Genomic DNA, 14,133 nt, shown 5'->3' with positions numbered 1-14,133 from the left:
GGGATCCTTTCGAGTTGTCACCGGGTGAGAGGACCGGCGGCTTTGGCGTGGATCCGCACGGCCGGCTCAGCGAAATAGCTGAGCGGCACCTCGAGCAGGTCGACGATCTGGACCCGGGCCGGATCCGCGCCCGCGGCCACGGCACGGGCCATGGCCTCCTGCCTTACCCTTTCGATCGCCTCTGTCCGGCTTTCACCCGCAGGCATGATCGTATCGACTCTGCCGCTCGCCAGCGCGATCGCGGCGCCGACGGCGTTGGCCACCTCGGCGTGCTCGGGGCGGATGACGCGGCTCACGCCGGGGATGCGCTCCGGCAGCAGGAAGGCCCCGCCACCCACCGCCACCAGCGGACGGCCGGTCCGGCCCAGGGTCATGCGGTCCACCGCGTCGGCGGCCAGCTCGTCCGTGGCGGCGATCACCCTTTGCAATGTGTCGCGGAAATCTTCCGATATGTCGCCCAAGTCCCAAGTGACTCCCGGCGGGCGCCGCCCGGCCGCGACCGCCGCGTCCGTGAGCGTCACCGTGCCGCCCCCGAACACCAGCGCCTCCTCCGCGATCCGGTAGCCGACCGAGTCCGGCCCGGCCTCGGTCCCGCGCACGACGGTGCCGCCCCCGAGCGCGATGGCCAGGATGTCCGGCATGCGGAAGTTGGTGAGCACGCCGCCGATCTCCACGGCCGCCGCCGACTCGCGCGGGAACCCGCCGGTCAGCACGCCGAGGTCGGTGGAGGTGCCGCCGACGTCCGCGACGATCGCGTCCGGCACGCCCGACAGGAACGCGGCGCCGCGCAGCGAGTTGGCCGGACCCGAGCCGATGGTCGACACCGGCAGCCGCGCCGCGTGCTCCAGCGTCATCAGCGTGCCGTCGTTCTGCGCCAGATACGGGGTCGCCGCCAGCCCGCGCTCGGCCAGCGCGGCGGTCAGCGCCCTCGTGACGTGCCCGGCGACCCCGTACAGCGCGGCGTTGAGCACGGTCGCGTTCTCCCGCTCCAGCAGCCCGAGCGAGCCGAGCTCGTGGCTGACCGAGACCGGCAGCCCGTACTCGCTCCTGATCAGCTCCTCGACCGCCCGCTCGTGGTCGGCCGTGGCCGGGCTGAAGACGGCGGTGACCGCGACCGCGTCGGCCTCCACCCCGTCCAGGAAGCGGCGGATCGCGCCGGGGTCGATCCGGCCGATCTCCCGGCCGTCCACGTAGTGGCCGCCGGGCACCACGGCCTCCCCTGCCGAGACGACCTTGCGCAGGTCGGCGGGCCAGTCGGAGAGCGGCGGCACGGCCGTGGTGGCGGGCGCGCCCAGCCGCAGCACCGCCACCCGGCCCAGGTTCCTGCGCTCCAGGATGGCGTTCGTGGCGTGCGTGGTGCCCAGCATCACCCGGCCGACCCGGCCGTGGGCCTGGGGCCCCAGCTCGTCCAGCACCGCGTCCAGCGCGGCGCGCAGGCCGCCGGTCACGTCCAGGCTGGTCGGCCGCTTGGCCTTGGCGATCACCCGGTCGCCCGGGTCGAGCACCACCGCGTCGGTGTTGGTGCCGCCGACGTCCACGCCGATCCGCAGGTCCGGCTCAGCCATGCGTCAGCTCCTCCACGGACACGTAGTCCAGGTCGTAGCCGAACGCCCGCGGCCCGGCCGTGTCCAGCCCCTTCCCGGTCCGCCAGAGCGGGTCGCACGGCCAGGCGAGCACGGTGACGCGCTGGCCGTAGCGCAGGCCCTCGGTCTGCACGGCGGCCGCGGTCTCGGTGTCGACCACCGTGATCAGATCCGGCACCATGGCCCTGACCTGGTTGTCCTCGACGGCGACCAGGTTCTCGTTCTGCAGCTCCAGGACGAGCCTGCGGCCCCGGTCGTCGCCGGTGCCCTCGATCGTGGCCGTGCCCCTGACGAACCCGCCGGCGGTGCGCCGCTCCACGTCGGTCAGCTTGCCGGTGATCAGCCTGGCCGCGCCCAGCTCCGTCGTGAGGGCGGCCAGCGGGTCGGCCGCGTTCTCGGTGGCCCGGCCGATCTCCAGCGCGCGGGTGACCGTGCCCTCGATCACCGCGCCCGCGGCCCGCTCCGCCGTGAGCACGTAGTCGGCCATCAGCGCCGAGGAGCCCGCGGCCACGCAGACCGCCCGCGCCAGCCGTTCCGACCACAGGCCGTCGACCGGCCGGATCGTCACCACGTTGCCCGCCACGTCCGACATGATCACCAGGTCGGCGGGGAGCCCCGCGACATACATGGAGACCATCTGGACCTCGGGGAACGCCCGGCCCATGCCGTCGGCGTCGAGCAGCGGCAGCCCGAGCTGCGCGGCCCAGGCCACCGGCGCGACCCCGTTCGAGCCGCCGATCTCGGACGACATGACGGCCGCGGGCGGCCGGCCGAAGAGGCGCTCGACCTCCTCGGCGACGCGTTTCGGCTCGTCCTCGCTGTGGATCATCTCGTGGCTCACGGTCGGCGCCCCGATCCCGGAGAGCGGGACGACCAGCGCGTCGGGGGGAAGATCGGCCAGCCGCACGAGCGGGACCGGCCCGTACTCCCTGATGGCCCGCACGGCGGCCAGCGACCCCGTCCGCACGTCGCCGCCGCCACCCGTGCCGAGCACGGCACAGCCCCGGGCCAGAGCCGGTATGTCAGTTTCGCGGATGCTCATAGGGAGCCCCAACCAAGCACATACCGCGCCATAACGCCAGTCACGCGTTCCCTCCGCCCGGCTTCGACTGGTAGACCTGAGGCAGCGCCGACAGCCGGAGGAGGGCACGATGCGGATCTCGGTGGCGGCCGACAGCCTCGACGGGGTGGCGGAGCGGGTGGTGACCGCCCTGCGCCAGCGCGGCCACGAGGTGATCAGACACGGCGCGCTCGGCCACGACGAGCGCGACGACTGGGCGTGGGCGTCCGAGTCGGCGGCCCGCGACGTCGCCGAAGGCCGCGCCGACCAGGCGGTGGTGTGCTGCTGGACCGGCACCGGCGCGTCCATCGCGGCCAACAAGGTGCCCGGCGTCCGGGCGGCGCTCTGCGTCGACGCCTACACGGCCGACGGCGCCCGCAAGTGGAACGACGCCAACGTCCTCGCCCTCAGCCTCCGCCTCACCTCGGACGTCGTCCTCGACGAGATCCTGGACGCCTGGCTGGAAGGCGCCCCGAGCACCGACGAGTCCGACCGGGCCAACGTCTCCCACCTCGACGAGATCTGACCCACCCCGACCGTCGCCGCCGCACCCCGAACCGCACACGCCCAAGACCGACCCGACACCCCCCGCCCTCCCAAAACCCCCCATATGACCTGATCCGGACTTGACGAAGGTCCGCGAATCGTCGGTGCCGCGCTTTAGGGTGCTGGGCATGAACGACGTCATCCTCCGCGGCGGACGCCCCTGGGGTGTCGACGGTCCCGCCGACATCCTCGTCCGCGGCGGCCTGATCGAGCTGGTCGCCCCCACCATCGAGACGCCCGGCGCGCAGGTCGTCGACGTCGCCGACCGGTTGGTGCTGCCCGGCCTGGTCGACGCCCATTGCCACCTCGACAAGACCCTCTTCGGCGGCCCGTGGGTGCCTCACTCCGCCGACGACACGCTCGCCGGCCGCATCGGCAACGACCTGTCCCGCCGCGGCGAGCTGGGCGTGCCCAGCGTGTCGCGCATCGTGTCCCTCTTACGGGCCATGAGCTCGTACGGGACCACCAGCGTGCGCAGCCACACCGACATCGACCCCGAGGTGGGGCTGCGCGGCGTGGAGGCGGTCCGGGAGGCGGCCGCGCAGGTGCCGGTCGACGTGACGCAGGTGGCGTTCCCGCAACACGGCATGCTGACCAACCCCGGCACCGCCGAGCTGCTGGAGGAGGCGCTCAAGAGCGGTGTGGAGGCGGTCGGCGGCCTCGACCCGGCGGGCATCGACCGCGACCCCGTACGCCACCTCGACCTGATCTTCGGGCTGGCCGACCGCTACGGCGTCCACATCGACATCCACCTGCACGACGGCGGCTCCCTGGGCGCGTGGGAGGTGGAGCTGATCACCGAGCGCACACGCGTGCTGGGCCTGTCGGGCCGGGTCACGATCAGCCACGCCTACGCGCTCGGCCAGATCGACGCCGCCCAGGTGGGCAAGCTGGCCGAGGGGATGGCCGGGGCGGGCGTGGCGGTCTGCACCGCCGCCGTCTACAGCTTCCCGGTGCCGCCGGTCAAGATCCTCCGGGCGGCCGGGGTGACGGTGGCGTGCGGCCACGACGGCATCCGCGACCTGTGGGGCCCGTTCGGCAGCGGCGACATGCTGGAGCGGGCCATGCACCTGGCCTACCGGAGCACGTTCCGCCGCGACGAGGACATCGAGCTGGCTCTGGAGGCCGCCACCTACGGCGGCGCCCGCGCCCTCGGGCTGCGCGGCTACGGCCTCGCGCCCGGCGATCGGGCCGATCTCGTGGTGGTCGAGGCGAGCGGCCCGGCGGAGGCCGTGGTCGTTCGCCCGGCGCGGACCCTGGTCATGAAAGACGGCGTCGTCCTGCACAATTGACCGGCGGGACCATCGAAAGGCAGGGCAAGTGCTCTCTATTCACCAGCGGATCGCCGAAGAGCTCGGAGTGCGCGAGGGGCAGGTGCGGGCCGCGGTCGAGCTGCTCGACGGCGGCGCGACCGTGCCGTTCATCGCGCGCTACCGCAAGGAGGTCACCGGCGCCCTCGACGACGCCCAGCTGCGCACCCTTGAGGAGCGGCTGCGCTACCTGCGCGAGCTCGACGAGCGCCGGGCCGCGATCCTGGAGTCGATCGAGTCTCAGGGCAAGCTCGACGACGAGCTGCGCGCCCAGATCATGGCGGCCGAGACCAAGGCCCGCCTCGAAGACATCTACCTGCCCTACAAGCCGAAGCGGCGCACGAAAGCGCAGATCGCCCGCGAGCTGGGGCTGGAGCCGCTGGCCGACAAGCTGCTCGGCGACCCGTCGCTCGACCCGGCCGAGACGGCGGCGGCCTTCGTCACCGAGGGCGTGGCCGACGCCGGGGCGGCGCTCGAAGGCGCCAGGGCGATCCTCATCGAGCGGTTCGCCGAGGACGCCGACCTGATCGGCTCGCTCCGCGAGCGGCTGTGGGAGCGCGGCACGCTGGCCTCCAAGGTGCGCGAGGGCAAGGAGGAGGCGGGGGCGAAGTTCTCCGACTACTTCGACTTCTCCGAGCCCTTCACCAAGCTGCCCTCCCACCGCATCCTCGCCATCTTCCGCGGCGAGAAGGAGGAGATCCTCACCGTCGCGCTCGAGCCCGACGAGAGCGCCGACTACGAGCAGCGGGTCGCCGCCCGGTTCGGCGTCTCCGACCAGGGCCGGCCGGCCGACGCGTGGCTGGCCGAGACGGTCCGCTGGGCGTGGCGCACCCGCATCCTCGTCCACCTGGGCATCGACCTGCGGATGCGGCTGTGGCAGGCGGCCGAGGACGAGGCGGTGCGGGTGTTCGCGGCCAACCTGCGCGACCTGCTGCTGGCCGCGCCCGCCGGCAGCCGCGCCACGATGGGCCTCGACCCGGGCCTGCGCACCGGCGTCAAGGTCGCCGTGGTCGACGCCACCGGCAAGGTGGTCGAGACCGCGACGATCTACCCCCACGAGCCCAAGCGGCAATGGGACCAGTCGCTGGCCGTGCTGGGGGCGCTGGCCCAGCGCCACGGCGTCGAGCTGATCGCCATCGGCAACGGCACCGCCTCCCGTGAGACCGACAAGCTGGCGGGCGAGCTCGTCAAGCACATGCCGTCGATCACCAAGGTGGTCGTGTCGGAGGCGGGCGCGTCCGTCTACTCCGCCTCCGCGTACGCCTCGCAGGAGCTGCCCGAGCTCGACGTGTCGCTGCGCGGCGCGGTGTCGATCGCCCGCCGCCTGCAGGACCCGCTGGCCGAGCTGGTCAAGATCGACCCGAAGTCGATCGGGGTCGGCCAGTACCAGCACGACATCGCCGAGTCCAAGCTGTCCCGCTCGCTCGACGCGGTGGTCGAAGACTGTGTGAACGGCGTGGGCGTCGACGTCAACACCGCCTCCGCGCCGCTGCTGACCCGGGTCTCCGGCATCGGCTCCACGCTGGCCGAGAGCATCGTCCGCCACCGCGACGCCAACGGCCCGTTCCGCGCCCGCACCGCGCTCAAGGACGTGCCGCGGCTGGGCCCGAAGGCGTTCGAGCAGTGCGCGGGCTTCCTGCGCATCCAGGGCGGCGACGACCCGCTCGACGCCTCCAGCGTGCACCCCGAGTCCTACCCCGTGGTCCGCCGCATCCTCGACTCGGTCGGCACCGACCTCAAGTCGCTGATCGGCAACACGGCCACGCTGCGGTCCCTCGACCCGCCCAAGTTCACCGACGACACGTTCGGCCTGCCGACGGTCACCGACATCCTGCGCGAGCTGGAGAAGCCGGGCCGCGACCCGCGCCCCGCCTTCCGCACGGCCACCTTCAAGGAGGGCGTCGAGAAGCTGTCCGACCTGCAGCAGGGCATGATCCTGGAGGGCGTGGTCACCAACGTGGCGGCGTTCGGCGCCTTCGTCGACGTCGGCGTCCACCAAGACGGGCTGGTCCACGTGTCGGCCATGTCCCGCACGTTCGTCAAGGACCCGCGCGACGTCGTCAAGCCCGGCGACATCGTGCGCGTCAAGGTGCTCGACGTCGACATCCCGCGCAAGCGCATCTCCCTCACGCTCCGCCTCGACGACGACGCCGCCCAGCCCGCGGCGCCCGGTTCCCGCGGCGACGGCAGACGCGGCGACGGCCCCCGCCGCGGCAACGCCGGCAAGGGCGGCGCCCCCCGCGGAGACGGCCGAGGGGCCGGCTCTCGCGGAGACGGCCCTCGCGGCGACGGCCCTCGCGGAGACGGCTCTCGCGGCGACAACCCGCGCGGCAACGGTGGCGACGCCTCCAAGAACGACCGCCGCGGCCGGACCGAAGGCAACCAGCGCACCAACAACCAGCGCGACCGCCGCGGCCAACCCCAGCGCCGGGCCGAGCCCACAGGCGCCATGGCCGAGGCCCTCCGCAAGGCAGGCCTCACCGACAAGTAACCCCCGCCTCCCGGGCCACCCAGCCCGGGAGGCGAACACCCCGCCCCCCGGGCACCACGGCCTCAGGTGTCACGAGGGTCCAGAAGCAGGTACGAGCAGCCAGAGCCAGCCCACAGCGAGGCAGCCGGGAAGTCCCGACGCCCAGAAGCAGGAACGAAGGTCCGCGGCAGTCGCAGGCACGCCCGGTGCGCGACAACGAAGTGAGCGCAGCCAGCCCACAGGCGTAGGCCACCCGCAGCATGACGGTCGGAACGCCCTGGCGACCCCAGAAGCAGGGACGCCCGCCCGCGCAGCTGCAGGTGGGCAAAGGCGGAACGGACGGGGAGGCTCCGGGGCGCGCGACAACGCAGAAGTGGGGGAAGCCAGCCCACACAGGCCCAGGTAACCCGCAGCGTGGCAGCCCGGGAGCCCTGGGAGCCACGACGTCGAAGAACGCTTTCCTCGGCGGGCGCCCGGGAGTCGTGACGACCCCGGAGGTAGAGACGACCAGCCCGTGCCGACCCGTCGGCGTAACGGCCGGTAAGGAACCCAGGGAGCCGTAGGTGATTCCTGGCCATAGCCAGTGGGTGACCGAGAGTCACGATGACCTGATCTCGTGTGCCGCTCGGTAAGTGGAGACGGCCGGTTTCCGTACCGGGCGATACGGTCGGAGGGTGACCACGTACGACCGCGCGATCGAGCAGGCCCGCGACCTCCTCCGGTGGCGTTCACCGCTGCGCACCGAGCTCTGGGCGGCCCGCCTGGCAGCCGAGGAAGATCATGATCTGCTGGACAGGCTCACCGGTTCCGAGCGTCCCGAGGCGAAGCTCGCGATCGCGGCCCTGGCGGCGCTCGGAGCCGAGGCCATCCTCCCAGCACCCGGCCCCGAGACTGACGACCTCACCACGACGCCCCACGAACCACCCGCCTCCCGCCGCCCAGGCGAGGCCACGACACCGTCCTACGCCCCACCCTCGGACACCTCGGACACCTCGGACGAGCTGACCCCGCCCACCCCGCCCACCTCGGACCACTCTCCCAGCACCGACGACGAAGCCCGCCGGGGGCCGGGAGACCTCACGGCACCCACACCGAACGGGCCGGACCACCCCACCCCTACCCACCACGAAGCCCCCAGCAGGTCGGACGCGCTTGCCGCTGTCGGCCGGGAGGCGTTGGAGTGGTTGCCGGCGTGGGCTGCTCGCATGGGGCAGGTCGTGTGCGAGGGGGCCTGGTACGGCAGGGGTGACCGGCACGGCGAGCAGGTGCTGGCGGCGCTCGCGTTCCGGTATGCCAACGGCAAGGAGCCGCACCTGCTGGTGGTGGGCATCGACCAGGCGCACGGCGGGCTGGCGGTGGACGCGGTGGTGGAGGAGCCGAAGTTCCTCGATGATCTCGATCTGGCGGCGGCGCCGGAAGGCGTGGTGGCGGGGCGGGTGCTGGACGCGTTCGAGGTGACCGACATGCTCATGGGCGCGGAGGTCGCCGACGGCCTGCCCGCCGTCCGTACGCTCGCGCTGTCACGCGCCCGGTCCGTTCCCGACCCGGTACGGCACGCGCCCGATGAGCTGTTCACCGCCTTCGACGCCCTGCCCGAGCTGCCCGGGGCGGAGGAGGCGTTCGGCGCGCTGGTGGACTTCCTGGGCGAGCGGCCGTTGTGGTGGAGCCCGGCGAGGGTGTCGGCGTTCCTCACGTCGTGGTTGCCCCGCGAGGCGATCCTGAGCGACGCGGCGATCACCGCGATGCCCGAGGTCCTCCGGGCCTGGACCCGCCACCTGGGCGACTACCAGGAGGTCCACGACCGGATCGCGGCGGAGGCGCCCCGCCTGCCCGCCCTCATGGCCGACCCGTCCCTGGCCGGCCTCGCCAAGCGCATGGCGAACCACCGACCGGAGTGACCAGCGGCAACCGCCATGCCGAAGCCCCTGCCGGTCCAGGGCACTGCCCGTAGCCGACGCGAGCCCCGCCCGAACCTCGGACGCCGCCCCCGACTTCGGGCATCGCTCCCCGGCAGCCGGCCAACCTGGGCGAGAAAGGTGGTGCGCAACGGCGGTCGGCCGTCGATAGCAAGATCTACCGCTCCGGAGGTCCGGATCGAGTCACTCGGCTGCGCATGCCCCGCCGGCGAGGACGTGATGACTCGGTCCCGGTGATGACACCCCGGGCAAGATCCGGCCACGGGAGGATGGGAACATGACGCACTACAGCAGGCTCCACAAGATCGTGATTGATGTGCCGGAGGGCGATCACGACAAGGAACTGACGTTCTGGCAGGAAGCAACCGGTCAGACGTTGACCCCGTTCCAGCGGTACCCGGAATATCACGGCGCCTTCTTATCCGGCGACGTCTTCGCCCTGCTCATCCAGCGACTCGGGACAGGCCCCGCGCGTGTCCATCTCGACATCCACACCGACGACCTGGAGGCGGAGACCGCGCGCCTGGAGGCCCTCGGCGCCCGACGTCTGCGGCTGGTGAACGACCATTGGTGGGTCATGGAGGACCCTGCCGGGCTGCCCTTCTGCGTCATCCCCCAGGCCCCGGGTTCCCTGAACGAGCACAATGCCCAACGCTGGGACGACTGACGGCGTTCTGTGAGGCTCGGAGATCGTCGGCGTGATCCATCTGCTGGTCGGCGGTTGCGGTGAAGAGCCTGCGCCCGCATCTGTCGACCAGTGATCTGGCCCAGTTGTTCGCCGACGGCGGCCGGTCGACGGGGCCGTCGCCGCTGCCGCGGGCGGAGAACGACGCGACGGCCATCGACTTCACGATCGACATGCTCGCGAGACCCGCGACCTGACCGGCCGCCGGATCCCGGCGGCCCGCTCCTCACGCCCCGCAGCGGAAAGTGACCACTGCGGGCCGGCGGGGCTGAGTCATCGGGGAGGGGCGGCTATGCTGCGCTTTGACGTTCACGCTGCCCTGCCCCGGGCGTTGAGAGGGAGATCTACGCGATGTACAAGGAGTTCGCTGCCGAGGCGGTCGTCTGGCTCGTGCCGGTCGTGGTCCTCATCGGTCTCGCCGTGCTGATTACCGCCTGACAGCCAGGGGCGCTTCGCCCCTGGCCTTCACTCTCAAGGCGCGCAGGTCGAAGGCGATCTCGCCGTCGAGCCAGCGTCGCCACAGCCTCGCAAGCGTCCCGGTGCGATTTCCGGCACGGTGTCTGCGCAATGGTGCCCCCATGACTGCCCGGACCGCCGCCTCCCCCTGTTGAGTGCGGCACTCCGATTAACCATCGGAACGGGAGTGACGTCAACGTTCAGATTTGCCGAAAAATCCGGGTCAGGACGCCCAGGCGAGCAGCGGCCCACCCTCCCGCAGGCGTTTGAGCGCCTGCTTCTCCAACTGCCTGATGCGTTCCCTGGTCAGCCCCAGATGGGTGGCGATCTCGGTATAAGTCCGGATCTCTTGGCCGGCCAGCCCGAACCGCAGCCTGATGATGTACGCCTCCCGCGGCGGCAGCGACGTGACCAACTCGTTCAGCTCGGCGCTGAGCGCCCGGCGCTCGGTGAGCTCCTGCACCTCCAGCCCGTCCTCGTCGGCGATCAGGTCGCCGATGTTGCCCTCGCCGTTCTCCCCGACGGGCATGTCGAGGCTGACCGTCTCCTGGGCGAACACCCGTAACTTGGCGACCTGCCGGATCGTGCGCCCGCTGGCCTCGGCCAGCTCGTCGAGGTCGGGGTCGCGGCCGAGCGTGGCGGCGAGCTGCCGCTCCACCCGGAGCAGCCGGGAGAGCTCCTCGGCGACGTGGATCGGCAGCCGGACCGTGCGGCTCTTGTCGTGGATGCCGCGTTCGATGGCCTGCCTGATCCACCACATGCCGTAGGTGGAGAACTTGTAGCCGCGCCGGTAGTCGAACTTCTCCACGGCCCTGATCAGCCCGAGGTTGCCCTCCTGGATGACGTCGGTCATGGGCAGCCCGCGGTGGGCGTACTTGCGCGCGGCGGCCACGACCAGCCGCAGGTTGGATCTGATGAGCAGCTCTTTGGCGCGCTCGCCGTCGCTGCGGACCTCTTCCAGCTCCGCGGAGTCAGCTCCCCGGCCGATCAGGTGGTCGGCGTACAGGCCCGCCTCGATCCTCCTGGCCAGGTCGACTTCGTCCGCGGCGGAGAGCAAGGGGGTCTTGCCGATCTGCTGGAGGTAAACCCCGAGCAGATCGGGCTCTTCGGCCGACATGCCGGGGCAACTACCCGGTAAACGGCGGCAAATGCCCCTCGTCGTTCAGCTCGGCGATGGCCAGTTCGGCGGTGGGCCTGATGTCGAAGAACTTGTCGAGCGCGGTGATCGCGAACAGGTGCTTGCACCGGCCGTTGAGCCCGGACAGCAGCAGTTTGCCGCCGGACGCGGTCACGGCCTTGTGGAGGTAGACCAGCACGGACAGGCCGGAGGAGTCGCAGACGCTGACGGCCTGCATGTCGATGACGAGCATCGGCGGCTGGGTGAGGTCGAGAGCTTTGGTGACGCGGTCGCGAACCTCGGCGGCGGAGCCGAAGTCGAAGTCGCCCGTCAGCCTCGCGATGACGCACGGCCCCTGGAGACCGAGGCTGATCGACAAGGCTTGGTCCGAAGTCACCCAGCTCCACCTACCCGCGTTGCGTCTGACTTCCCCTTACCTTACGAGAAGTATCGGCGCGGGTTGAACAACAGCATCTGCTGAATCTGAGCATCTGTCACACCTGCCTCAAGAAGGGCAGGAAGAACATCATCGTGAATATGGTCATAACGCCAGTTGGGAGCGATGACGCCGACCATGTCCCATTCGTTGGGGAAGTAGTCCATGAAGCAGGCGGCGTCGTGGCTGAGCACCATCCGGTCGGCGTACCCGCCCTCGCACAGTGCCGCGATCGTGGCCACCCGCTCCGGCGTCGGGTTGTAGAGGTCGAGCCCGAACCGGTCCATGCCGAGCGTCGCCCCGGTGTCGGCGAGCTGCCGCAAGTAGTCCAGATCGTTACTGTCGCCGGCGTGGCCGACCACGACCTTCGTCAGGTCGACGCCCTCCTTGGCGAACAGGTCGAGCGCGATGATGCCGGTCCGGGCGGGCGAGTTCGTGTGCACGGTGATCGGCGCCCCGGTGCGTACGTGCGCCTGGGCGACGGCCCGGCAGATGCGCTCCACGCCGGGCGTCAGCCCCTGCCGGTCGACCACGCACTTGAGGAAGGCCGCCTTGACGCCGGTGTCGGCGATGCCCTCGGTGAGGTCGCGGACGAAGTCGTCGATCATCGGGTCGGGCATGTCGAGGAGCAGCCCGGGACCGCGGTGCTCGTACTGGTGAGGCAGCTCCTCGAAGCTGTAGATGCCGGTGGCGACGATGATGTTGAGGTCCGGCACCTCGGCGGCGATGCGCTGGATGCGCGGGATGTACCGGCCGAGCCCCCACACGGTCGGGTCGGCGATGGTCCGCACCCCCTTGGCCGCCAGCGCGTTCAGCTTGGTGATCGCGTCGGCGACCCGGGCCTCCTCGTCCCACCAGGCGCCCTTGCCGTAGTTGTCGAGGTGCTCGGTCGAGGTGACGAAGACGTGCTCGTGCATGAGGGTCTGGCCGAGCTCCGCGGCGTCGACCGGGCCGCGGACGGTGCTGACGACGGGCATGGCCACCTCCGTACCGGCTGGTCTGTCGGCGCAACCGTAAGCGGCTGCTGACAAGCCGTCAACACCTTCCCAGCCGGGGGAAGAGGGGTGCGGGGGCGGGCAGCCGCCCGCCGTCCTCGCGCACGGCCGCGCCCACCCGGCCCGCCGCCGTGGGCAGGAAGGGCTCCAGGTGTACGGCGAGCGCCCGGCAGGCGTGCAGCAGCGTCGCCAGCGAGGAGTCCCGCCCGTCGGCGTCCTGCTTCCAGGGCCGCGTCCGCTCGACGTACCGGTTGGCCTCCTCGACGATCGCCCACACCGCCCCCGCCGCGCGGCGGAAGTCGAACGCCTCCAGCGCCTCGTGCACCCGCTCCCCCACCCGCTCGACCGCCTCCAGCGGCTCCGGCGGGGCCTGCGGCACCCGCCCGTCCCGGAACCGGTGCACCATCGTGACCACCCGGTTGACCAGGTTGCCGACGCCGTGGGCGAGGTCCTCGTCGGCGCGGGCGATCAGCCGTTCCTCGGTGAAGTCGGCGTCCCCCACGCGCGGCACCTCGCGCAGCAGCCACCACCGCACCGCGTCCACCCCGTACGCGGCCGAGAGCGCCACCGGGTCGGCCGTCGCGCCGCCCGACTTGCTGATCTTGCGCCCGCCCGCGGTCACGTAGTCGTGCACGAACAGCCGCGTGGGCAGCGGCAGCCCGGCGGAGAGCAGCATGGCCGGCCAGTACACGGCGTGGAAGCGGATCACGCCCTTGCCCATGAGGTGGACCTTGCGGGGCTCGCGCTCCCACCAGCGCGCGTAGTCGTCGCCCTCCAGGGCGGTGATGTAGTTGGCCAGCGCGTCCCACCACACGTAGACGACCTGGCCGGGGTCGCCGGGCACCGGGATGCCCCAGCCGCGCGAGCGCGCCGCCGACCGCGAGATGCTGATGTCCTCCAGCCCGGACGCGAGGAACGCCAGCACCTCGTTCCTGCGGCTGACCGGCTCGATCGCGAGCCCGCCGCTCCTGATCAGCTCCAGCAGCGGCGTCCGGTAACGGGACAACCGGAAGAACCAGTTGTTCTCCGACACCCGCTGCAGCGGCGCCTCGTGCCCCTCGGGACAGGGGCCCGCCTGGTAGAACTGCTCGCAGCCGACGCAGTAGAGCCCCTCGTAGTGCTTGCGGTAGAGGTCGTGCGCGGTCGCCCGCCACAGCCGCTCCACCCCGGCCCGGTGGCCCGGGTCCGCGCTGGTCCGGATGAACGCGTCGAACGACAGGTCCAGCGGCCCGCGCAGGCCCTCGAACGCGGCGGCGTTGCGGTCGACCAGCTCGCGCACCGGCACACCCACCGCCTCGGCGGCCAGCACGTTCTTCAGCGAGTTGTCGTCGGTGCCGGTCTGGAACCGCACCGGCTCGCCGCGCCGCCGATGGTGGCGGGCCAGCACGTCGCCCTGCACGATCTCCAGCGCGAACCCGAGATGGGGGCGGGCGTTCACATAGGGGATGGTCGTCGTGATGTACATCGGGTGCCTCCCAGGGGCCCCGGACACGACGAGAGGCCCCGCTCGCAGGGCCTCATCGACAAGGACGTCGTCCGGTGAACCCCGCTAGGGGGCC

The 14,133-nt window shown here is 71.8% G+C and carries 12 protein-coding genes; 6 read left to right on the top strand and 6 right to left on the bottom strand.

Going from position 1 to position 14,133, the window contains the following annotated elements; all coding sequences use genetic code 11:
* Nucleotides 1–17: 17 nt before the first annotated feature.
* The gene (locus ACGFI7_RS20340; protein WP_393406487.1) at nucleotides 18–1,565 is read right to left on the bottom strand and encodes a hydantoinase/oxoprolinase N-terminal domain-containing protein; all 1,548 of its coding nucleotides are present in this window, start codon (nucleotides 1,563–1,565) and stop codon (nucleotides 18–20) included.
* Complete coding sequence (locus ACGFI7_RS20335) at nucleotides 1,558–2,625, bottom strand: DUF917 domain-containing protein (protein ID WP_393406484.1); 1,068 nt, start codon at nucleotides 2,623–2,625, stop codon at nucleotides 1,558–1,560. The genes ACGFI7_RS20340 and ACGFI7_RS20335 overlap by 8 nt, the downstream gene beginning before the upstream one ends.
* 109 nt (nucleotides 2,626–2,734) lie before the next feature.
* Here ACGFI7_RS20335 and ACGFI7_RS20330 point away from each other — a divergent pair, with 109 nt between their 5' ends.
* From ACGFI7_RS20330 to ACGFI7_RS20305, 6 genes are all read left to right on the top strand, one after another.
* On the top strand, nucleotides 2,735–3,169 hold the full coding sequence (locus ACGFI7_RS20330) for an RpiB/LacA/LacB family sugar-phosphate isomerase (RefSeq protein WP_393406481.1): 435 nt from the start codon (nucleotides 2,735–2,737) through the stop codon (nucleotides 3,167–3,169).
* Nucleotides 3,170–3,317: 148 nt separating this feature from the next.
* Nucleotides 3,318–4,481: an amidohydrolase gene (locus ACGFI7_RS20325; RefSeq protein WP_393406479.1), complete on the top strand. Its 1,164-nt coding sequence runs from the start codon at nucleotides 3,318–3,320 to the stop codon at nucleotides 4,479–4,481.
* A gap of 28 nt (nucleotides 4,482–4,509) precedes the next feature.
* Nucleotides 4,510–6,990, top strand: a complete 2,481-nt coding sequence (locus ACGFI7_RS20320) for a Tex-like N-terminal domain-containing protein (RefSeq protein ID WP_393406476.1) — start codon at nucleotides 4,510–4,512, stop codon at nucleotides 6,988–6,990.
* Nucleotides 6,991–7,643: 653 nt separating this feature from the next.
* Nucleotides 7,644–8,867 carry a hypothetical protein gene (locus ACGFI7_RS20315; protein ID WP_393406473.1) on the top strand — a complete coding sequence of 408 codons (1,224 nt, stop codon included), beginning with the start codon at nucleotides 7,644–7,646 and terminating at the stop codon, nucleotides 8,865–8,867.
* A gap of 295 nt (nucleotides 8,868–9,162) precedes the next feature.
* A complete protein-coding gene (locus ACGFI7_RS20310) occupies nucleotides 9,163–9,552 on the top strand; it encodes a VOC family protein (protein WP_393406470.1) in 390 nt (129 codons plus the stop codon).
* Nucleotides 9,553–9,611: 59 nt separating this feature from the next.
* Nucleotides 9,612–9,767 (top strand): hypothetical protein, encoded by a 156-nt coding sequence (locus ACGFI7_RS20305; protein WP_393406468.1) that lies wholly within the window; start codon nucleotides 9,612–9,614, stop codon nucleotides 9,765–9,767.
* 482 nt (nucleotides 9,768–10,249) lie between these two features.
* Here ACGFI7_RS20305 and ACGFI7_RS20300 read toward each other — a convergent pair whose 3' ends face one another.
* Genes ACGFI7_RS20300 through metG form a run of 4 tightly spaced genes read right to left on the bottom strand, consistent with a single transcriptional unit; the run spans nucleotide 10,250 to nucleotide 14,039 of the window.
* Nucleotides 10,250–11,143 carry an RNA polymerase sigma factor RpoD/SigA gene (locus ACGFI7_RS20300; RefSeq protein WP_393406465.1) on the bottom strand — a complete coding sequence of 298 codons (894 nt, stop codon included), beginning with the start codon at nucleotides 11,141–11,143 and terminating at the stop codon, nucleotides 10,250–10,252.
* A 10-nt stretch (nucleotides 11,144–11,153) separates the two neighbouring features.
* A complete protein-coding gene (locus tag ACGFI7_RS20295; protein WP_393406463.1) occupies nucleotides 11,154–11,540 on the bottom strand; it encodes an STAS domain-containing protein in 387 nt (128 codons plus the stop codon).
* 41 nt (nucleotides 11,541–11,581) lie between these two features.
* Nucleotides 11,582–12,556: a phosphotriesterase gene (locus ACGFI7_RS20290; protein ID WP_393406460.1), complete on the bottom strand. Its 975-nt coding sequence runs from the start codon at nucleotides 12,554–12,556 to the stop codon at nucleotides 11,582–11,584.
* A gap of 58 nt (nucleotides 12,557–12,614) precedes the next feature.
* On the bottom strand, nucleotides 12,615–14,039 hold the full coding sequence (gene metG, locus ACGFI7_RS20285) for a methionine--tRNA ligase (RefSeq protein ID WP_393406458.1): 1,425 nt from the start codon (nucleotides 14,037–14,039) through the stop codon (nucleotides 12,615–12,617).
* Between the last annotated feature and the right edge of the window lie 94 nt (nucleotides 14,040–14,133).

It is taken from the genome of Nonomuraea sp. NPDC048826 (genome assembly GCF_043198225.1).
In the GTDB taxonomy this organism is placed as follows: domain Bacteria; phylum Actinomycetota; class Actinomycetes; order Streptosporangiales; family Streptosporangiaceae; genus Nonomuraea.
Note: the sequence above shows the minus strand (reverse complement) of the source record. Positions and strands in the feature narration are given on the sequence as shown.